18 protein-coding genes are annotated in these 20,770 nt (G+C 64.7%); 14 read left to right on the top strand and 4 right to left on the bottom strand.

What is annotated here, in order from left to right:
- The first annotated feature begins 86 nt into the window (after window positions 1-86).
- Window positions 87-1,061, top strand: coding sequence for a thioredoxin-disulfide reductase (gene trxB, locus AX703_RS18560; protein ID WP_039331423.1), 975 nt, complete (start codon window positions 87-89; stop codon window positions 1,059-1,061).
- On the opposite strand, the gene AX703_RS18555 is transcribed toward trxB, so the two are convergent.
- From AX703_RS18555 to AX703_RS18540, 4 genes are read right to left on the bottom strand one after another with little or no spacing between them, the layout of a single operon-like run.
- On the bottom strand, window positions 1,058-1,846 hold the full coding sequence (locus tag AX703_RS18555) for a hydrolase 1, exosortase A system-associated (protein ID WP_062346168.1): 789 nt from the start codon (window positions 1,844-1,846) through the stop codon (window positions 1,058-1,060). The two genes, trxB and AX703_RS18555, sit on opposite strands and share 4 nt — an antisense overlap.
- Window positions 1,843-2,514, bottom strand: a complete 672-nt coding sequence (locus AX703_RS18550; RefSeq protein ID WP_062346166.1) for a hypothetical protein — start codon at window positions 2,512-2,514, stop codon at window positions 1,843-1,845. The genes AX703_RS18555 and AX703_RS18550 overlap by 4 nt, the downstream gene beginning before the upstream one ends.
- Window positions 2,511-2,768, bottom strand: a complete 258-nt coding sequence (locus tag AX703_RS18545; RefSeq protein ID WP_039331417.1) for an acyl carrier protein — start codon at window positions 2,766-2,768, stop codon at window positions 2,511-2,513. Before AX703_RS18545 ends, AX703_RS18550 begins: the two co-directional genes overlap by 4 nt.
- Window positions 2,769-2,804: 36 nt before the next feature.
- The gene (locus AX703_RS18540) at window positions 2,805-3,809 is read right to left on the bottom strand and encodes a GNAT family N-acetyltransferase (protein ID WP_197423766.1); all 1,005 of its coding nucleotides are present in this window, start codon (window positions 3,807-3,809) and stop codon (window positions 2,805-2,807) included.
- 17 nt (window positions 3,810-3,826) lie between these two features.
- On the opposite strand from AX703_RS18540, the gene AX703_RS18535 reads away from it, so the two are divergent.
- The 13 genes from AX703_RS18535 to AX703_RS18475 all read left to right on the top strand — a co-directional run bounded on the left by AX703_RS18535 (window position 3,827) and on the right by AX703_RS18475 (window position 20,763).
- Entirely contained in the window at window positions 3,827-5,353 is a 1,527-nt protein-coding gene (locus AX703_RS18535) for an acyl-CoA ligase (AMP-forming), exosortase A system-associated (protein ID WP_062346162.1), read from the top strand.
- Complete coding sequence (locus AX703_RS18530) at window positions 5,350-6,576, top strand: pyridoxal-dependent decarboxylase, exosortase A system-associated (RefSeq protein ID WP_062346161.1); 1,227 nt, start codon at window positions 5,350-5,352, stop codon at window positions 6,574-6,576. Before AX703_RS18535 ends, AX703_RS18530 begins: the two co-directional genes overlap by 4 nt.
- A gap of 210 nt (window positions 6,577-6,786) precedes the next feature.
- The gene (locus AX703_RS18525; RefSeq protein ID WP_062346206.1) at window positions 6,787-7,434 is read left to right on the top strand and encodes an XrtA/PEP-CTERM system exopolysaccharide export protein; all 648 of its coding nucleotides are present in this window, start codon (window positions 6,787-6,789) and stop codon (window positions 7,432-7,434) included.
- Between the two features lie 10 nt (window positions 7,435-7,444).
- Window positions 7,445-8,962, top strand: a complete 1,518-nt coding sequence (locus tag AX703_RS18520; RefSeq protein WP_062346159.1) for an XrtA system polysaccharide chain length determinant — start codon at window positions 7,445-7,447, stop codon at window positions 8,960-8,962.
- Window positions 8,963-8,973: 11 nt separating this feature from the next.
- Window positions 8,974-9,918, top strand: a complete 945-nt coding sequence (locus AX703_RS18515) for an AAA family ATPase (RefSeq protein ID WP_062346157.1) — start codon at window positions 8,974-8,976, stop codon at window positions 9,916-9,918.
- A 5-nt stretch (window positions 9,919-9,923) separates the two neighbouring features.
- Entirely contained in the window at window positions 9,924-11,636 is a 1,713-nt protein-coding gene (locus AX703_RS18510) for a hypothetical protein (protein WP_062346204.1), read from the top strand.
- Between the two features lie 18 nt (window positions 11,637-11,654).
- Window positions 11,655-12,905, top strand: a complete 1,251-nt coding sequence (locus AX703_RS18505; RefSeq protein WP_062346155.1) for an XrtA/PEP-CTERM system-associated ATPase — start codon at window positions 11,655-11,657, stop codon at window positions 12,903-12,905.
- Window positions 12,906-12,928: 23 nt separating this feature from the next.
- Window positions 12,929-13,831, top strand: coding sequence for an XrtA system polysaccharide deacetylase (locus tag AX703_RS18500; protein WP_231735611.1), 903 nt, complete (start codon window positions 12,929-12,931; stop codon window positions 13,829-13,831).
- Complete coding sequence (locus AX703_RS18495; RefSeq protein WP_062346154.1) at window positions 13,828-14,883, top strand: FemAB family XrtA/PEP-CTERM system-associated protein; 1,056 nt, start codon at window positions 13,828-13,830, stop codon at window positions 14,881-14,883. The genes AX703_RS18500 and AX703_RS18495 overlap by 4 nt, the downstream gene beginning before the upstream one ends.
- Complete coding sequence (locus AX703_RS18490) at window positions 14,880-16,109, top strand: TIGR03087 family PEP-CTERM/XrtA system glycosyltransferase (protein ID WP_062346152.1); 1,230 nt, start codon at window positions 14,880-14,882, stop codon at window positions 16,107-16,109. The genes AX703_RS18495 and AX703_RS18490 overlap by 4 nt, the downstream gene beginning before the upstream one ends.
- Complete coding sequence (gene xrtA, locus AX703_RS18485; protein WP_082734677.1) at window positions 16,096-17,664, top strand: exosortase A; 1,569 nt, start codon at window positions 16,096-16,098, stop codon at window positions 17,662-17,664. The genes AX703_RS18490 and xrtA overlap by 14 nt, the downstream gene beginning before the upstream one ends.
- A gap of 11 nt (window positions 17,665-17,675) precedes the next feature.
- Window positions 17,676-19,565: an XrtA/PEP-CTERM system amidotransferase gene (locus AX703_RS18480; RefSeq protein WP_062346150.1), complete on the top strand. Its 1,890-nt coding sequence runs from the start codon at window positions 17,676-17,678 to the stop codon at window positions 19,563-19,565.
- Between the two features lie 82 nt (window positions 19,566-19,647).
- Window positions 19,648-20,763 (top strand): hypothetical protein, encoded by a 1,116-nt coding sequence (locus AX703_RS18475; RefSeq protein ID WP_062346148.1) that lies wholly within the window; start codon window positions 19,648-19,650, stop codon window positions 20,761-20,763.
- Window positions 20,764-20,770 lie beyond the last annotated feature (7 nt).

The following is a 20,770-nucleotide window of genomic DNA, read 5'->3' as shown; positions in this document are numbered from 1 at the left end:
CGGATAGCTGCGGAAAAAGCGGGGGGCGCGGACTGGCTTTTGCGCCCTGCGCTGCTTATCTCGTTGGCGACTGGAGGACTTTTCCCATGGCGACCACGCACAAGACCCGCATGCTCATCATCGGTTCCGGCCCGGCCGGGCTTTCCGCCGCGATCTATGGCGCGCGCGCGGGGATGCAGCCGATCGTGGTGCAGGGGCTGCAGCCCGGCGGCCAGCTGACCATCACCACCGATGTCGAGAACTACCCGGGGTTTCGCGACGTGATCCAGGGCCCGTGGCTGATGCAGGAAATGCAGGCCCAGGCCGAACATGTTGGCACGCGGATGATGTGGGACACGATCCTTGAAGTCAGCCTGGATGGCAGCCCGTTCCGCGCCGTCGGCGACAGCGGCGACATCTATGAGGGCGACGTGCTTGTCATCGCCACGGGCGCGCAGGCCAAGTGGCTCGGTGTTCCGGGCGAGCAGGAGTTTTCGGGCAAGGGCGTATCGGCCTGCGCTACCTGCGACGGGTTCTTCTATCGCGGCAAGAAGGTCGTGGTGATCGGCGGCGGCAACACTGCCGTCGAGGAAGCGCTGTACCTTACCAACCATTCGCCCGACGTGACGTTGATCCACCGCCGCGATTCCCTGCGCGCCGAGAAGATCCTGCAGGACCGTCTGTTCGCTCACCCCAACGTCAAGGTGCTGTGGAACCAGAAGGTCGACAGCTTCATCGGCGAGGCGGGCAAGGGCCTGACCGGCGTGAAGGTGATCGACACCGTGACCGGCGCGGAAAGCGTCGTCGAGACCGATGGCGCTTTCGTGGCAATCGGCCATGCCCCGGCGACCGAACTGTTCAAGGGCAAGCTCGAACTCGATGAGAGCGGCTACATCGTGGTGGAACCCGGCACGCCGAAGACCGCGATCCCCGGCGTTTTCGCCTGCGGCGACGTCATGGACCATACCTATCGCCAGGCCGTGACGGCGGCCGGGACCGGCTGCATGGCCGCGCTAGATTCCGAACGCTTCCTTGCCGAGCTGGACTTCAAGGCCGCTCAGGCGGAAGTCGCAGCAGTTTAGGGCCCAAGCACCTCGATCAGCCGCGCGTGAAGCCATTCGCGCGCGGCTTCGTCTGAAAAGCTGTGGGACGCGCTGTCGATGCGCTGGATGCGCAAGTCGGCGCTGTCCCAGACTTCGCTGAACATCTGCGCCGTCCGGTCGCGGCTGGCGAGCAGGATCGTTGCGGCGCCGCTGAAAGCCGCAAGGCCTGTCCTCATCTCCTCGACAAGGCCCGCTGGAGCAGGCGTCGGCGATGCCGCGCTGCGTAGCCCTCTGGCGAGCTTTGCGAGGTTCACCCCTCCGGTCAGCAGCCGCCAGACCTCGCGCGGGTTGGCGAGCTTGGCGAGATAACGGCTGCGGATAGCCGAGGCGGGCATGGCGTTTGGGGCTTCCTCGCCATCTATCGTCCAAGGGTTGGCGAGCACGAGAGCATCGATCGGCAGCGCAGGCGCGTTCAGCATCAGCGCTGCGGCCGCATCGCAATTGCCGAACGCGACGATGCGGGCAACATGCGGTGCTGCGGCGCGAAATGCGGCGAGGGCTGCTGCAATATCCGGCCCGGAGTGGCGGAACGAATGATTCTCGCCCTCACTGTCGCCGACGCCGCGTCGGTCGTAGCGGAACACCGGATAGCCCTCGCTGGCGATGCGAGCGGCCAGTTGCGCCTGTCCGCTCCAGGCGCCCGAGCGCAGCTCATTGCCGCCGGAGACGATCAGCAGACCGGTCGAGTGACTCGCGGCCTCGCGGTCCAGCGTGCCGATAAGCGTCGCCCCCTCGCACGTGAAGGTGAGGTGGCGCCTGGTCATGCGTCGATCTCGGACAGGATCACGCGGACGAGGGCGGCGGACTGTTCGGGCGCCGCCGCTGGTTCTGCCCGCAGCCACAAGCCGCCACCGCCAAGCTGGCCCTGCGCAATGAGGTGGTGACCCTCGATTTGTGGCAAGGCATTCTCCAGCCCGGCAATCAGCGACGCACCGCAGCGCCATCCGGCAAGTTCCAGCCCTTCGCTGCGGCCAAGTTCGAGCAGCGCCGCACTGTCCTCCTGCACACCGGCTTCGCGTGAGGCGATCACGCGGGCGCGGATCATCTGGCGCAGGATCGCCGCACCCTTTGCAGGTTCGAGCGCCCAGCCCGGCAGCGCGTTGGGAAACACCAGAGCGCCACCACGCACCGCCAGCACGTCGGTCGCCCGGAAGTGGCGTGACGCCAGCTGCATCGCGCCGCGCCAGCCGTGGAGGCTCTGCGCCTCGAACTTCTGCAGGCTTTCTTGGCAACCTGGCAGGTCGGGCAGGAAGCTGTCGATTCCTGCGTCATCCAGCAGGCGCATGGCATCGACCAGCATCCGCCGCATGCGGTTGGCTTCGTCGAACAAAGGCGGGACGATCAGCAGGCGTTTTTCACGGCCGCGATCGAAGGCAAGCGCATACTCCTCGCTCTGGCCTTCGGGGCCGGGGCAAGGCCAGCGCGCGATCACGCCGTGACTTTGGCTTCCAGGAACGATCGCAGGTTGCCGAAGGTCTCCAGCAGTTCGCCATCGACCTCGTCGTCCTCGATCACGATGTCGAGCCGGTCCTCGATCTCGGTGAGCAGGCCGGCCACGGCCATCGAATCAAGCTCGGGCAGTTCCCCGAACAGGCCGGTCGAGGCATCGAAAGCGGCCACGCGCTCGGCCGAAAGGCCAAGAACGTCCTTGAGGATCGCGCGCAGGGTGCTGTCGGTGTCGCTCATCAGTGTCCAGCTGCCGTTATCAGTTTCATCGGGCCCTTAACCATGGCGGTTCCTGGAGACAAGGGGGCGCAGTGTTCGTGCGGCAAGCGCACGGACCAGCGAGGGCCAGTGACGGATGGCGTTCTTGCGCCATGCCCGCACCCGCCAGCGGATCCGCACATCTTCCATCCAGTCGCGCTTGTAGGGATCATCGCCAGTGCCGAAATCGATTAGCGTGACAGCATCGCGGTCAATTACATGCTCGAACATTGCCGCGCTGAGCAGCGTTCCCGGCGATTGCTTGCGGAAGCGTTCATCATGCGCAAGCTTGTGAATGAAAGCGGTGCCGCCCTCGACAGTCCAGAACTGCGCGGCGACTGGTTGGCCATCCACCTCGGCAATGCCAAGGCGCAAGCGGCCGGCCTTGCCCTCCATTTCGGCCCATGCCCGAAGGAAATCGGGCGATCCTTCGCCGGGCTTCCAGCTCAGCTTGTAGACCGTCTCGTAAGCGTCCCAATCGGCTTGGGAAAACTGCGTTGCGAGCCGCAGCGTGACTTCGCCTTTCCGGCTCTTGCGCCGGAAGGTTTCGCGCAATGCCCCGGGGCGATCTACCCAGTATTGGGCAAAGCTCCGTCCGTTCACGGCAAGCACGTGGTTGCTGTCGCAGGGCTCGGCGAGCGCGATCCAGCCAGCCTTGCGGAATGCGGAAGCAAGGGCTGTGGCGTCGTCCTCCGGCAAAGGAGCAAACAACGCCCGGTTATGGGGAAGGCTTCTCACGATCTCTGAGAGATGTCTGCCATTACCCAGAAAACGCACGAAAAAACTGTACCATTTGGCAAGCGCTGCAATTTGCCCATGGTCTTCCAGCCAGGGCAGGGCGGTGCATCCCTGCTCGTCCGCGGCAATGGTGACCCGCGCTTTCGCCTCGTCGAGGCAATGCGCTGCGAGCAGGGCAAGCCAGTCGAGCCGCTCGAACGGCGAAGCGCCCTGAGCCGCGATAACGCGCGGGTCCGCTTGCGCTTCCTTAAGACTGGCGTGATAGACGTCCAACGCTCTTGCCATTCCCTATCGAGACCCGAGTGCCACAAACGCCCGATCCCACCGTGTATCCGCTCGACCACCTTGCCTTGCGCGGCGAGCGTGATGCCCCTGCACTGGTGCTCAAGGACCGCACGCTTAGCCATGAAGCGTTAAATGCACGTGTAGGAACCCTTGCGAAGTGGTTGAAATCGCGCGTCGGCGAACCCGGTGGCCGGGTGGCGACCTGGCTGCCCAAGACCGAGCTTGCCTGCCTGATGCCACTGGCTGCGGTACGGGCAGGGCTAATCCACGTACCGATCAACCCGCTGCTCAAGCGCGCACAGGCGGCGCACATCCTGGCCGACAGCGGGGCCGCGCTGCTGATCTCGAACAAGGGCCGCCTCGATACGCTGGAGGAGGGCGACGCACCTTGCCGGGCGATTGAGGAGGCTGCTGTATGGGCCGAAGCGGAGGCCGAAGGTGGCGCACTTCCGCCGTCTGACGCAGAGCCGGACAGCCTTGCCGCCATTCTCTATACCAGTGGCTCTACCGGGCGTCCGAAGGGAGTGATGCTCAGCCAGGCCAATCTTTGGCTGGGGGCCGTCAGCGTTGCGTATTACCTGCGGATCGCGCCACAGGACCGCGTGCTTGCCGTACTCCCGCTCGCATTCGACTATGGTCAGAATCAGCTGCTGTCCACGTGGTACGCCGGGGGCAGCGTGGTACCGCTGGATTACCTCACGCCGCGCGATGTGGTAAAGGCAGTTGCCCGGCATGGCATCACCACAATCGCTGCCGTGCCGCCGCTCTGGCTGCAACTGGTGGAACTGGAATGGCCGCAGGACGCCGCGCAATCGCTCAAGCGATTGACAAACAGCGGCGGCGCCTTGACGCCATCGCTGGTCCGCGCGCTGCGGACAAAATTCCCGGTGGCCGACCTCTATGCCATGTACGGGCTGACCGAGGCCTTCCGGTCGACCTACCTCGATCCCGCGCTGGTCGACGAGCACCCCACCTCGATCGGTAGTGCCATTCCCTTTGCAGAAGTTCTTGTCATCAATGACTTGGGCGAAGAAGCTCAAGCCGAGGAAGAAGGTGAACTGGTCCACGCAGGGCCGCTGGTTGCGCAAGGATACTGGCAGGACGCAGTGCGCACGGCGGAGCGGTTCAGGCCTGCGCCGGCGTTCTCGAAGCTTGGCCGCATGGCCGTCTGGTCGGGGGACCGGGTGAAGCGCGATGCGCAAGGGTTGCTGCATTTCGTCGGCAGGCGTGACGCCATGATCAAGACCAGCGGCAATCGCGTCAGCCCTCAGGAAGTCGAAGAAGCTGCGGTTGCCACAGGCATCGTTGCCGAGGCGGTAGCGCTGGGATTGCCCGATCCGCAACTGGGGCAAGCGATCCATCTCGTGGCGCGAGCGATGCTCGGCGCCGACAAGGACGGCCTGGTTCCTGCCCTGACCCGCGCCTTGCCGAATTTCATGGTGCCGCGCCACGTCCATTGGCGGGAGATCATGCCCGTGAGTCCGAATGGCAAGCTTGACCGGGTTGCGCTGGCTGCAGAACTGGCCGAGGAGACGCAGGCATGAAGCCGCTCGGCCCTATTCCATCGGGTTACACCGCCATCGACGGTGTCCTGGCAATCGCCGGGCGCAAGGCGACCGAACTTGTTGCGGAAGCGGGCGTAACGCCCCTGTTCGTATATTCGCGCGATCTTCTGACGGCGCGGGTGGCGGCATTGCGCGCCGCGATGCCGGAACGGCTTTCCATCCATTATGCAGTCAAGGCAAACCCTTACGGGCCATTGCTCAAGCATATGCTCGGGCTGGTGGATGGTTTCGATATCGCCTCAGGCGGCGAACTATCCATCGTCCGCGCGGCGGGCGTTGACCCGGCCCGGGTCAGCTTCGCGGGCCCCGGCAAGCGCGACGCGGAGCTTGAGGCAGCGATTGCGACGGGAGCAACCCTGAACCTCGAATCCGAGGGGGAAGCCAGCCGCGCTCTGGCCATTGCCGAACGAGTGGGCGTTCGTCCCCGGCTTGCCATTCGGGTCAATCCGGATTTCGACCTCAAAGGGTCGGGCATGAAGATGGGCGGCGGGGCCAAGCCCTTCGGCATCGATGCGGAACGCGTACCGGCGCTCGCGCGCAAGTTGCTTGCTGCAGGAGCGGACTGGCAGGGTTTCCATATCTTTGCCGGAAGCCAGGCGCTTTCAGCCGACGCGATCATCGAGACTCAGGGCCAGACCCTGGCACTGGCGGCGCGCCTTGCCGAGGAAACCGGGGTTCCTCTGGCGAAGTGCAATCTCGGCGGCGGGTTCGGCATTCCCTATTTCCCGGGGGATGAACCAGTCGACATCGGCGCGGTCGGCGAGGCCTTGGCCGAGCGCTTTGCCGATCTGCCCGAAGTTCTGCGCGACACGGCCTTCTGCATCGAGCTTGGCCGCTATCTCGTTGGCGAAGCAGGCGTTTATCTTGCGACCGTGGTGGATCGCAAGGAGAGCCATGGCGAGATCTACCTCGTCACCGATGGCGGCCTGCATCACCAGCTAGCCGCCTCGGGCAACTTCGGCACAGTGGTCAGGCGCAATTATCCCAGTGCCATCGCCACGCGCTTCGATGCGCCGGTAGAGGAGGAGGCGAGCATCGTTGGATGCCTGTGCACTCCGCTCGATCGGCTGGCCGACAAGGGTGGTTTCCCGCGGGCTGTCGTCGGCGATATCGTCGCCATTTTCTGCGCCGGTGCCTATGGAGCGAGCGCCAGCCCGGCGATGTTCCTTGGCCAGGGGCCGGCCGCGGAAATGCTTGTCTGACAAGAGCATAGGTTCCGGCTGTTAACGGATGACTCCGCGCCAGTCCCGTTACGGGACGGCGGCGAATGGGCGCTTGGCGTCACGCCTTCAAGCAATCAAGGCTAACGCAATCTTCACCCTTTTTGGCGATAGCCAGCGGTGATTTGCGGACCTGCGCATGCGGCTGACGAGGCTTTTGCGCAGGAGCCACCGCAGCAAGAAGGACAGTTCATGCCGTTCAATTCCCGCCTGACCCGTATGCTTGCCGGCACGGCCATGCTGAGCCTTGCCCTGTCTGGCTGTGGCGGAGTTGGAGCAGGTCCGCAGTTGCCACCTGCCTCGTTCGTGGCGCTGCAGGAAGGGCCCGGCGAGGAGTACGTGATCGGCCCGCTCGATGAACTGACCATCTTCGTCTGGCGCAATCCTGAACTTGGCGCGAGCGTGCAGGTCCGGCCGGACGGGCGCATCACCACGCCGTTGATCACCGATATGCCTGCGGTCGGAAAGACGCCCTCCATGCTGGCCGAGGACATCAAGCTGCAGCTCTCGCAGTACATTCAGGAGCCCATCGTCTCGGTCATCGTAAACAAGTTTGCCGGGACCTTCAGTCAGCAGGTGCGCATCGTCGGGGCGACCGAGAAACCGGCCTCGATCCCCTTCCGCGCCAACATGACGCTGCTGGACGCGATGATCGCGGTGGGCGGGCTTTCCGAATATGCTGCCGGCAACAAGGCGCGGCTGGTGCGGTTCGACAAGCAGTCGGGCGCGCAGAAGGAATACGCAGTGCGCATCGGCGATCTGCTGCGCAAGGGCGATACCAAGGCCAACGTGCTGCTGATGCCCGGCGACGTGATCATCATCCCCGAGAGCACGTTCTGAGCGCGCGCCGATGACCAGCATTTACGAGGAACTGCGCATTGCGCTCCATGGCATCTGGCACCGGCGCTGGATTGCGCTGGGCATCACATGGGCCGTCTGCCTGCTCGGTTGGCTGGTGGTGGCGATGGTGCCCAACAGCTATGAATCCAAGGCGCGCATCTTCGTCCAGATCGATGACGTCCTGGCCGACCAGATCGGCATCGGCGGAGACCGCAAGCGCGATATCGAGCGTGTCCGCCAGACCCTGACGAGCGCGGTGAACCTTGAAAAGGTCGTCCGCGCTACCCGGCTGGGTGACAAGGTGACCACTGACAAGCAGATGCAGGCGGCGGTCGAGAGCCTCGGCAAGCAGGTGACGGTGGTCAGCCAGCAGGACAACCTGTTCGAGATTACCGGCACCGCTGGAGGCGGTGGCCGCAACGATGGCGAGAACGCCAAGCTTGCGCAGGACGTGGTCCAGAAGATGATCGACATCTTCCGCGAGGAGAACCTTGCAGGCGGCCGTGGCGAGATGACCGACACGCTGGCCTTCATGGACCAGCAGCTGGCCGACCGGAAGAAGGCCCTCGAAGAAGCAGAACTGAAGCGCACCGAGTTCGAATCGAAGAATGCTGGCTTCATCCCCGGCGCAGGTTCGTTGACCACCCGGCTCGAGGCCGCGCGCAACCAGATGCGCGATGTCGAATCCAACCTGCTCGCGGCACAGAGCGCGCTGGCCTCGATCAACGGCCAGCTTTCGGGCACCCCGCAGACCATTGCCATTCCCGGCGTTTCGGGCGGGGCCAAGGGCGCTCTGGCCCAGGCCATGTCTGATCTGGGATCGATGCGCGCGCGGGGGCTGACCGACAGCCATCCCGACGTGATCTCGGCCAAGGCGCAAATTGCCAACCTGCAGAAGGCTGCGGCAGGCGAGGGCGGTGGCGGCGGTGCGCCCAACCCTGCCTATAGCTCGCTCGTGTCGATCAAGGCCGACCGCGAGGCCAGCCTCGTTTCCTTGCAATCGCGCCGCGCGTCGCTTCAGGCAGAGATCTCGCAACTGACCGCGCAGCAGTACAGCGAGCCGACCGTGGCAGCCGAGGCTGCGCGCATCAATCGCGATTACGACGTGCTCAAGGAGCAATACGACAAGCTCCTGCGCGACCGCGAGCAGCTTCGCCTGCGCGGCCAGGTCGAGACCGAGCGCGATGCGGTGAAGTTCGAGGTGATCGATCCGCCGACGATGCCGCGCGGCCCGGCTGCGCCGGACCGTCCGCTGTTGCTGTTCCTTGTGCTGATCGTCGGCATCGGCGCGGGCTGTGGCGGCGCGTTTGCGCTGGGCCAGCTCAAGTCCGCCTATTCGACCACCGGCCAGCTGGAGCGCGCCACCGGCCTGCCCGTGCTCGGCGCGATTTCCGAAGCGATCACGCGCGAAACCCGTGCCCAGCGCGCCAAGCGCCTGAAATATTGGGCTGGCGGCGTGGCGGGCCTCTTCGTCGTCCTCTTCGTCCTGCTCGGCGTCGAGATGCTCAAGCGCGGCATGGTGGCCTGAGGAGACATGCGATGACCGATCAGAGCAAGATTCCTCTCCCGGCAAGCGGTCCTTCGCTGATCGAGCGCGCTTCCGGAACCTTCGATTTCCGCACGTTGACGCGCCCGGTCGTGCCCGACCTTGCGCCCGCGCCGGTGCCGAAGGTCGCGCCAGTGCCAGCGCCCAGGTCTGTGGCCGAGCCCGTCACGCCTGAACCGATCGTCCGGTCCGAGCCGCCGGTGCGTCCGTTCACTGGCGAGCGCCACGCGATCGACCGCGCGCATTTGCGCGAACAGTGCCTGATCGAGCCCGAGGGCGGGGTGACCGGCCTGCTCGAGGAATTCCGCATCGTGAAGCGCCAGTTGCTGCGCACGGCGGCAGACGAGCGGGTCGAGCATGGCGAGCGCATTCTTGTCGCTTCGGCCCACCCGGGTGAGGGCAAGACCTTCTGTGCGGTCAACCTCGCGCTGTCGATGGCGGCGGAGAAGGACACCGAAGTCCTGCTGGTCGATGCCGATTTCGCCAAGCCTTCGGTTCTCTCCACGCTCGGCCTGCCGGGCGGGAAGGGTTTGATGGACGCGCTGGCCGATCCGGACATTGCCGTGGAAGACTGCGTGATCGGCACCGACATCGCCGGGCTCTACGTCCTGCCTGCCGGCAATGCGACGGGGTCGGACACCGAATACCTCGCCTCCGCCCGTACCGAGGATGTGCTGGCCCGGCTGACGGCCCATGCCCCGAACCGCGTGGTCATCTTCGATTCGCCGCCGGTGCTGGCAGCGTCACCCGCCAGCGTCCTGGCCAATCACGTCGGACAGACCGTGATGGTGGTGCGCGCCGATATCACCGGCGAAGCCGCGCTGCGCGATGCCGTGAGCCTGCTCTCGGCCTGCGAGGACATCAAGCTCCTGCTCAACGGCACGCGGTTCTCGACCACCGGTCGCCGCTTCGGCACTTACTATGGATACAAGGAATGACCCGGATGCGGCTTCCTTCGCGCCTTCCAGTGCGCCTGCTCGCGCTTGCCGGGGCAATGCTCGTGGCAGGTCCGCTTCACGCGCAATCGCTCGATTACGAGAGCGTCGATGGTGATGCGCCCTCGGGCAAGGCCGATGCTCCGCGCAAGGGCGGGGGCCTGACCTCGCGCGGTGCCGGTGGCGGCCCTCGCGCCACGATCACGCCCTACATCGAAGCCACGCAGAACGTGCTGTGGGAGCTCTCGCCCGGCGACGAAGTGCTGACCTACAGCACGATCGCGGCCGGTGTCGACATGACGCTCAACGGTCGTCGCACGCAAGGCGCCGTCTCGGTCCGCTATGAGCGGCGGATATCGCAGACGGATCGCGTGCGTGACGGGGATACGCTTTCCGGCCTCGCGCGCGTCAAGCATGACCTGATCCCGCGCACTCTCTCGGTCGAAGCTGGCGCGCTTGCGGCCCGCACACGCGTCGAGGGCAGTGGTGCGTCAACGCTCAATCCGCTCGCCGCTGACGACGCGGTAAGCCAGGTCTATTCGCTCTACGCCGGACCTGCCGTTTCCACCCACGTGGGCAACGTGGCGCTGTCTGGCTCCTACATCCTCGGTTACACCAAGGTGCAGCAGAAGGATGCCCTCCAGCTTTCCCCGGGGCAGGCACTGACCGACATCTTCGACGATTCCGTATCGCAGTCGGCGCAAGTCTCTGCAGGCATTGCGCCTGATACGGTCCTTCCGGTGGGCATCACGGCCAGCGGATCGTACTATCAGGAAGACGTGAGCAACCTCGATCAGCGCGTGCGTGACATGCGCGCAGGCGTGCAGGTCACCTATCCCGTCACGATGGAACTCGCCCTCGTTGGCGCGGTCGGATACGAGGATGTGGAGGTCTCTGCCCGTGATGCCGTGCGCGATTCCGCTGGCGTGCCGGTGATCGGCAGCAACGGCCGCTACGTCACCGACAAGTCGCAGGCCCGCAAGCTGGCTTACGATACCGAAGGCTTTACCTGGGACGCAGGCGTGATGTGGCGGCCGAGCCGACGCACTGCACTCTCTGCCTTTGTCGGTCGCCGCTATGACAGCACGACCTACTACGGCAGCTTCTCCTACAACCCGAACGTGCGCAGCTCGCTGACAGTCGCCGTCTACGACAACGTGTCGGGCTTTGGCGGGCAGGTGAACCGCGCGCTGCGCGATCTGCCGACCGATTTCCAGGTCAACCGCGATCCGTTCAACGGCCAGATCAGCGGTTGCGCCATCGGCTCAGAATCCGGCGGCTGCGTCAACAATGCGCTGTCCTCGGTCGCAAGTTCGGTGTTCCGCGCCCGCGGCGTCAACGCCACTTATGCCCACCGCCTCGGCCGCCTGCAGGCCGGGGTTGGCGCAGGCTACATCCGCCGCAAGTACATCGCTCGGGAGGATTCGGTTCTTGGCGCTGCGAATGGCTTGGTGGACGAAAGCTTCTATGTCGACGCCGGTCTCAACGGCCCGATCGACCGGCGGTCGAGCTTCGCCGTTTCGGCTTATGCCGCGTGGTTCGAGTCAGGCGCTTCGAGCCTTGGCGACGTGACCACGGTGGGCGTCAACGCCGCCTACTTCCGCAACCTGACGGACCGCCTCGTGGCGACCGCAGCGGTCGGTTTGGATAGTGTTAACCGTAAAGTGATTGAAGACGAAGTAATCGCATCGGGCCTTGTCGGCCTGCGCTATTCCTTCTGATGCCCGGAGACGGCTTCGATGTACGATGAATTTTATGGACTTACCGGCCGTCCGTTCCAGCTGACGCCCGATCCGCGCTTCTATTTCGAAAGCGGAACGCACCGTAAGGCCTTGTCTTACCTCGGTTATGGCCTTGCTCAGGGTGAGGGCTTCATCGTCATCACCGGCGAAGTCGGCGCGGGCAAGTCGACGCTCGCAGCGCACCTCATGGCGACGGTCGATCGCCAGCGACTCACCGCTGCCCAGATCGTCACCTCGGCGCTCGATGGCGAGGAACTGATTCACGTCGCCGCTCGCGCCTTCGGACTGGAAGTGGCGGGCCACGACAAGGCCACCGCACTCGCCCAGATCGAGGCGTTCCTGCATCATGAAGCGCGCGAAGGCCGCCGCTGCCTGCTGGTGGTCGATGAATCGCAGAACCTTTCGGTCGAAGCGCTCGAAGAGCTGCGCATGCTTTCCAACTTCCAGTTGGGCGCGCACCCGCTGCTGCAGATCCTGTTGCTCGGCCAGCCTGAGTTCCGCACGCTGATCCAGACGTCGCCCGAGCTCGAGCAATTGCGCCAGCGCGTCATCGCCTCGCATCACCTTGATCCGATGGAGCCGGCTGAAGTCGGCAGCTATGTCGAGCATCGCCTTGCGCTGGTCGGCTGGCAAGGGCGTCCGCAGTTCGATGCGCGCGTCTATGCCGATCTCGCCAAGGCCAGCGGCGGCGTGCCCCGCCGGATCAACCAGATCGTCAACCGTCTGATGCTGATGGGCGCGGTGGACCAGCGCGATCATATCGATGCAGCAATGCTGCAGGCCGTGCTGGCGGACCTTGCGGGCGATGGCGCTTTCGGCAAGCCGCAGGTCTCGGTCGCCCCCGCTCCCTTGGCCGATGTGCCCCAGGTTGACCTTCCGGCCGCTCAGGCGCCTGTTGCCGCGCCGGCCCTGGACGAGAGCGCATGGCGTGCCGCCCTGGCTGAACGCGACGAGCAGATTGCCGAACTCCAGCAGGCGATCATCGAACTGGCCGACATGCGCGCCGCGCCAGTCGCGCCGCTGCCGGACTTCGATCTTGCCGCGCAGCTTGAAGAAGCCAATCGCCGCATCGCCGCTCTCGAAGCACGTCCCGGCGATGACGGTGTGCTGGCTGCACTGGCAGAGGCCCAGCGTACGATTGCCGCGCTGGAATCACGGACCAGCGAGCAGGAACAGGCCATTCGCCACACCCTGACCATGCTGATCGAGTGGATCGAGGCCGAAGACTTCCATCGCGCCGCTGCGTGAGCGGCGTCATAAGGGGTGAACAGATGTCGTCCGGGGTGCTGAACGGCCAAGTGCTGAATGGCCAGATGCTGAACGGACTCTCTGTCGACGTCGAGGACTGGTTCCAGGTCGGCGCGTTCGAAACCGTGATTGACCGCAAGGACTGGGACGGGCTCGATTGCCGGGTCGAGCGCAATTGCGAGCAGATCCTTTCTCTGTTCGAGGAAGCGGGCGTGAAGGGAACGTTCTTCACGCTTGGCTGGATTGCCGAGCGCTACCCGGCGATGATGCGCCGTATCGCTGGCGCAGGGCACGAGATCGCCAGCCATGGCTGGGATCACGCCCGCGTATTCATGCTGGGGCGCGAAGCCTTTGCTGCCGACATCGCACGCGCGCGCAAGGTGCTGGAAGACGTGACCGGGCAGCGCGTCACCGGTTATCGCGCGCCAAGCTTTTCCATCGATGCCCGCACTCCCTGGGCGCATGAAGTGCTGGCAGAGCAGGGCTACGTCTATTCCTCCTCGGTCGCGCCTGTCGTGCATGACCACTATGGCTGGCGCGAGGCACCGCGGTTTGCGTTCCGCCCCATCGAGGGCGCGGACCTGATCGAGATACCGGTCACGACGGCAGAGGTGGCAAGGAGACGGATGGCGGCAGGCGGTGGCGGCTTCTTCCGGCTGCTGCCCTATGCCGTCTCGCGCTGGGCGATCCGCCAGGTCAACGAACGCGATGACCGGCCGGCGGTGTTCTATTTCCATCCCTGGGAGATCGACCCCGACCAGCCGCGCCCCGCCGTCGCCCCGCTTAAGTCGCGCTTGCGGCACTACACCAATCTTGATGTCATGGCGGCAAAGCTGTCGCGTCTGGTGCGTGAGTTCCGCTGGGGCCGGATGGACGAGGTTGCCGCCACGGAAGCTGCGCGAGCGCCGTTGAGCCGCGCAGCATGAACGCGCCATTCTTTCTCGCCAGTTCCGTTGTACGCCTCGGCGGTCCCGATGACCGGGGGGCTGTGGCGCGCTTTTTGGCCGATCATCCCAATGCCACTGCCTTTCACCGGCCAGAATGGCTTGACGCGGTAGAACGCTCGACTGGCCACCGCACGCACATCCTGATTTCGGAGCAGGACGGTGTGATCCGCGCCGTGCTGCCCCTGCACGAAGTCCATTCACCGCTGTTCGGCCGCGCGCTGGTCTCCACCGGCTTTGGCGTGGGCGGCGGCGTTGTCGGTGAGGGCAGCCCGGCGCTGTTCATTGCCGCGCAGGAACTGGCCGTGCGCCTGAACTGTCCGACGATCGAGCTTCGTGGCGGTCCTTTGCCGGAAGGCGAGGGCTGGCATGTGAAGACCGACAGCCACGCCGGGTTCGTCACGGCGCTGGCACCAGATGTTGAAGCGCAACTACTGGCCATCCCGCGCAAGCAGCGCGCCGAGGTGCGGCGTGGCCTGGGTTATTGCATGGAAGTGCGGACCGGCAGCAGCGCCGAGGATCGCGCGATGCACTATGCGGTCTATGCCGAATCCGTCCGCAATCTCGGCACGCCGGTTTTCCCGAAACGCCTGTTCGATGCAGTGCTGGACGGCTTCGGCGATGACGCTGACATCCTGACCGTGGTCAGTGACGGGCAGCCGCTCGCCTCGGTGCTGAGCCTCTATCACCGCGGCGCAGTCATGCCCTACTGGGGCGGCGGCACCTTCGCGGCGCGGACGATGCGTGCCAACGATGTGATGTACTATGCGCTGATGAACCATGCGCGCGTGCAGGGCTGCGATCGGTTCGATTTTGGCAGGTCCAAGGTTGATACCGGCGCCTACCACTTCAAGCGCAACTGGGGCTTCACGCCAGAGCCACTGGCTTATGCGACGTGGACCGCCGATGGGCACGCTCCGCGCGACGTCAATCCGCTCAGCCCGCAGTACAAGGCCAAGATCGCGTTGTGGCAGAAGCTGCCGCTTGGCCTCGCCAACCGTGTCGGCCCGCTGATCGCGCAAGGCCTGGCATGAGCGAGGTCCTGTTCCTTGCCCATCGCATCCCGTTTCCGCCCGATCGCGGCGACAAGATCCGGTCGTGCCACGTCCTCCGGCACATTGCAGGCCTTGCACCGGTGCACGTGGCGTGCTTCGCCGACGATGAGGGCGATATGGCGCACGAGCCCGACCTTGCCGCCGTCGCCGCTTCCCATTGCCTTGTCCGGCGGTCGCGCTCGCTCAAGATCGCCGCGCTTGAGGCGCTGGCGTCGGGCAAGCCCGTGAGCCTGACGGCTTTCGCGGACAAGCGCATCTCGGCTTACGTGGCCAAGGTTCTCGCCACCCGTCCGATCTCGGCCATCTACGTTTTCTCCGGCCAGATGGCCCAATACGTGCCGACGGACTTCGCAGGTCGTGTCGTGATGGACTTTGTCGACGTCGATTCGGCAAAGTTCGAATCCTACGCAGGGCAGGCCCGCTTTCCTTTGGCTCATCTCTACGCGCGTGAAGCTCGGCTGCTGTCGCGTTTCGAAAGCGATGTTGCTCGCCGTGTCAATGCAAGCCTGCTGGTGACGCCGGAAGAAGCCGCCCTGTTTCGCCAGCGCCTTCTGCCGGGCGCTGACCCCGCCGTTCTGGCGCTGGGCAATGGCATCGACACCGACTTCTTTGACCCTGAAGGAGTGCCGCTTGCTCCCGAGCTTGAGGGGCAGGGGCCGCACATCACCTTCACTGGCCAGATGGACTATCCCCCGAACATCGCGGCCGTGGAGATGTTTGCGCAGGCGGTCATGCCGCAGATCCGCGCGGTATTTCCGCAAGCCCGCTTCAACGTCGTGGGCCGCGCGCCGACGCTCGCCGTTCGCGCGCTCGAAGGCGTCCACGGCACTCGCGTGACCGGCGCGGTGATCGATGTCCGACCGTGGCTGGCTGGCGCGGAATTGGTCGTTGCTCCGCTGACCATCGCGCGCGGCGTGCAGAACAAGGTGCTCGAAGCCATGGCGATGGCACGCCCGGTGCTGGCCACGCCCGAAGCCGCCACCGGCATCCCCGCGCGCGACGGGCAGGAACTCGTAGTCGCAAACGGCGCCGAAGCCTTGGCGAAAGCCGCGCTGAGCTTGCTTCACGACAAGGTCCGGGCGGGCACGATCGGTCAGTCTGCCCGCTCCTTCGTCGTAGAGAAGTGCGGCTGGGCAGGCGTACTTGCCCCGCTGGCCGGCTTGCTCGGTCTTACGGCACCTGAGGGTTCACGTGCCGCAGCCTGATCTGACCCTGAAAGCGCCGCTCCAGCAGCGCTGGGCCAATCTGCCCGCAGCGTGGCGCCACGCGCTCGCTTGTCTTGCCATCGCTTGGGCCTGCAACGTCGCGCTTTTCGCTACCGACTGGCGCGAGATGTTCCTGCAATGGTGGGACAGCTCGACTTACAATCACGTCCTCCTGATCCCCTTCATCCTGGCTTGGCTGATCTCGCTACGCTGGCGCGAGGTGGTGAAGCTCGAGCCGCAGGGCTGGTGGCCTGGTCTGGTGTTCTTTGGCGGTGCGGCGTTTCTTTGGCTTCTCGGAACATTTGCGGGTCTGTCACTGGCCACGCAGCTTGGCGTTGTCCTGATGGCGCAGGCAAGTGCAGTGGTCCTCCTCGGCCCCAGGGTCTGGGCCGGTCTGCTCTTTCCGATTGCCTACATGCTGTTTCTGGTGCCGGCCGGAGACGAGCTGATCCCGTTCCTGCAGACGATTACCGCGCAGATGACGATGGCGCTGCTCGATGCGAGCCAGGTGCCTGCGCATATCGAAGGTGTCTTCATCACCACGCCGGGCGGCTATTTCGAAGTGGCCGAGGCCTGTTCTGGCGTCAAGTTCCTCATCGCGATGATCGCGTACGGCGCGTTGGTCGCCAACGTCTGCTTCGCCTCGTGGAGCCGTCGCATCGCGTTCATGGGTTTGAGCATCGCCATGCCGATCCTGGCGAATGGCGTGCGGGCCTGGGGCACCATCTTCATCGCCGAACACCGCGGCATCGAATTCGCCGCCGGGTTCGATCATATCTTCTACGGCTGGATCTTCTTCGCGCTGGTGATGGCGCTGGTCATGGTCATGGCCTGGCGCTTTTTCGACCGCGCGATCGATGATCGGATGATCGATGCCGAAGCCATTCAGGCCAACCGTCTGCTGAGCGCACTTTCGCAATATCGGATCGGACCGCCGAGGGCGCTTGCGGCGCTCGCTGCTCTGGCGCTGATCTTCAGCGGGTGGAGCGCCTTGGCCGGTCGCCTCGAGGCACCGATGCCGGCACGGATAGACTTTGCCCCGATCCCTGGCTGGCAGCAGATCGACTTCACGCCTCAGGTGCCATGGAAGCCGCTGCATTCGGGCGCCTCGCACGTCCTTCTCGGCCGTTTCCGCGATGCTTCAGGCCATGTCGTGGACATATCGTTCGCGCTCTACGGGGCGCAGGCCGATGGCCGCGAGGCCGGCGGCTTCGGACAGGGCGCGATCCCGCTCGACAGCGGGTGGGCGTGGGAAAGGTCCGCTGCTCCGCTCGCCGGGGGCCATGCCGAGCGCATCCAGGCAGCAGGTCCGGTCCATCGTCTTGCCGAGAGCTACTATCGCTCCGGCCCGCTCATCACCGGTAGCAACACGCGCCTGAAGCTTGCCAACATCGTTGACCGTCTGCTGCTGCGGACCCGCAGCACGGCCGCGCTGATCCTGTCCGCGGAAGACGGGGTTCCCGGCCAGCCTCCCGCCGAGGCCTCCCTTCGCGCCGCCATTGCCGCGATCGGGCCGGTCGAAGCGTGGATGGACCGCACGGCTGCAGGGCGCTAGGTCACGTTCGCATGTGCGGAATTGCCGGAATCATCCATACCGAAGGTCTCAAGCCTGTCGATCCGGAACGGGTCCGGCGGATGTGCGATGCCATCGCCCATCGCGGGCCTGATGGCGAAGGCGTCTGGACGGCGCCGGGCGTCGGCCTCGGCCATCGCCGCCTGTCCATCATCGACCTCGCTGGATCGCCACAGCCGATGCTTGCGGCTGAAGGCGATGCGGCCATCGTCTTCAACGGCGAGATCTACAACTACAGGGAACTTCGCGGTGACCTGATTGCGCTCGGCGCAACCTTCCGCACCGATGGCGACACCGAGGTCATTCTCCAGGCCTGGCGGCATTGGGGCGTTGACTGCCTGCCGCGCCTTCACGGCATGTTCGCTTTCGCGCTGCACGACCTGCGCCAGCGCACCACCTTGCTGGCGCGAGATCGCTTTGGCGTAAAGCCGCTGTTCACCGCGCGCCTTGCCGACGGCGCCGTCATCTTTGGTTCGGAACTGAAGGCGCTGCTCGCGCACCCGTCGCTGCGGCGTGAAATCGATCCGCTGGCTGTCGAAGATTACCTTGCCTGGGGCTATGTCCCGGATCACCGCTCGATCCTCAAGGGCGTGCAGAAGCTTGCTGCCGGGCACTACCAGTTGCTTCGAGCCGATGCACCGCCATCGCCTCCGGTGCAGTGGTGGGACGTGTCCTTCGCCGATCGTGCCACCGGCAGTCGGCAGGATCTTGAGGCCCATCTGCTCCACCATATGCGCGAGGCTGTCACTTCGCGCATGCTCGCCGACGTGCCCTTGGGGGCGTTCCTTTCGGGCGGGGTTGACAGTTCAAGCGTCGTCGCGCTCATGGCCGAGGCAAGTACGGCACCGGTAAAGACCTGTTCGATCGGTTTCGATGTCGCAGCGCTCGACGAGACCGCTTATGCGGATCGGATCGCCGCGCAATATGGCACCCAGCACTGGAAGCGCACGGTTTCGCCGGAAGACTTCTCGCTGGTTGATCGGCTTGCTGCCATGTTCGACGAGCCTTTCGCCGATGCGTCGGCGCTCCCGACATTCCGGGTCTGCGAGCTGGCGCGCGAGCATGTCACGGTGGCCCTTTCCGGCGACGGGGCGGACGAGGCTTTTGCCGGTTACCGCAGGCAGACATTCCAGCACCGCGAGGAACAGGCGAGGGGCCTGTTGCCTTCCGCGCTGCGAAAGCCGGTGTTCGGGACCATGGGCCGTCTGTGGCCAAAGGCGGACTGGGCACCTCGTCCGCTTCGCGCAAGGACGACGCTGCTCAGCCTCGCCGGCAGCGGTGAGGAAGGATACGCGCGTGCCCTAGCCGTGACTTCGGCGGACTTGCGAGACACGCTCTATACGCCTGATTTCATGAATCTGCGCGGTGAATACCGGGCCGAACAGCCGTTGATGGAGTTGATGCGCAAGGCTCCCGCCCGCTCTGGCCTGGACCGTGCCCAGTATGCGGACCTCAAGTTCTACATGCCCGGCGATATCCTGACCAAGGTCGACCGGACGAGCATGGCGGTCAGTCTGGAAGCGCGCGAACCGCTGCTTGATCATCGGCTTGTCGAATTCGGCGCGCGGCTGCCCGAACGAATGCGTGTGCGAGGCAGTACGGGCAAGTGGCTCATGAAGCAGACGATGCGCCGTTATCTGCCGCAGGACGTGCTGTTTCGCCCGAAGATGGGATTCGTCACGCCGATTGCGCAGTGGCTGCGCGGTCCCTTGGCAGCGGAAGCGCGCGGTCTTGCTGCCAGCGGATATCTAGCCGCCACCGGCTGGTTCAACAGCACACGCATCGACGCGCTTGCCGAGGCCCACATGACGGGCCGTGCCGACCACAGCCGATTGATCTGGCAGCTTCTCATGCTGCGGAAATCATTGGATCGCCTTGGTTGATTGCCTGTTAAGCGTCCCAAGCCGGTAAGGTGATCTTCACCATTGCGGACTAATCGGGTTCGGAAACAACGCCCGTGGGTCCATGCTGAAGAAACTGCGCACCCCCCTGTTCCTTGCGCTGCTGATCCCGGCGTTGCTGGCGCTTACCGATTTTCTGACACCGATTGATCACGTTTTTTGGAATGTTCGGCACAAGCTGAACCAACACCAAGCCAACGGCTCCACGGTCATCGTCGAACTTGAGAGTGACAGTGACCACCCCGATTCTGACACGGTTGCTGCACCCAGGCTTGCGCGGGTGCTGGAGCAACTGCGTCCCCAGATGCCCTATCGGGTCTATGTAGATGCGCCAGTGAAGTACGGCACAGATGCTGCGGGCGATCGATTGCTGGCTGAAACAATCAGATCCTTTGGATCAGGGGTTTCTCTCGTGGTGCGTGGCCAGACGGTGGGGAGTCTCGGCCATACGTTCACGCTTCGAGATTTCCGAATGCCGCCAAAGGCGCTGTCGGACGTGGCGCCCATTGTTGTCTCTGTGTGGAACGGCAACTTTATCGATTATGCCGTCTCGTCTCCTTACTCAGTGAACATCGCCGGACGCGATTACCCCACGTTTGCTGCGTCCCTTGCAGGGAAGTATTCCGGGCTTCAGGACACCTTTGAACCGGATTTTCTGGTCGAACCTGACACGATCCCCAAGGTCGGCGAGAGGATGTTGCTTAGCGGATCCTATACGCCGGGGCTGCTCACCGGTCGTACGATCGTGGTCACGCAATCCCAGAATGTCCCCACGATCGGATATTATGGCAAGGGACGCATACACCCTCTGGCCGTCGATATCGCGGGGGCATCTGGCCTGGCCAAGCCGATCTCGCTCTCTCTCGGGCAACTGCCGCTGCTGATCATATCGTGGTTGCTGATTCGAGCGGGATCGCGTGCAGACTCTCGAAAGTCGAAGTTCACACTGCACGCCCTTGCAGTGTTCGCTCCCTTCGTCTTTGCCCCGGCTCTTCAGCTTATTGGCGTCACCGTTGATACCGGTGCAGCGTTCCTGTCGCTTATGATCTATGGCGGGGCTCGCGCCTGGCAATTGCGGGTCAGGCGAGTCCAGCATACCAGCACGTCCGGTCTGCCCAACCTTCTGGCTCTCAGAGCCCGATCCGAAACTAAGTTGAGTGGTATCAGTGGGTTAGCTTGACGACCCG

Origin of the sequence: Novosphingobium sp. CCH12-A3 (genome assembly GCF_001556015.1) — a bacterium.
Taxonomy (GTDB): domain Bacteria; phylum Pseudomonadota; class Alphaproteobacteria; order Sphingomonadales; family Sphingomonadaceae; genus Novosphingobium; species Novosphingobium subterraneum.
This window is presented reverse-complemented; position numbering and strand designations above follow the sequence as displayed.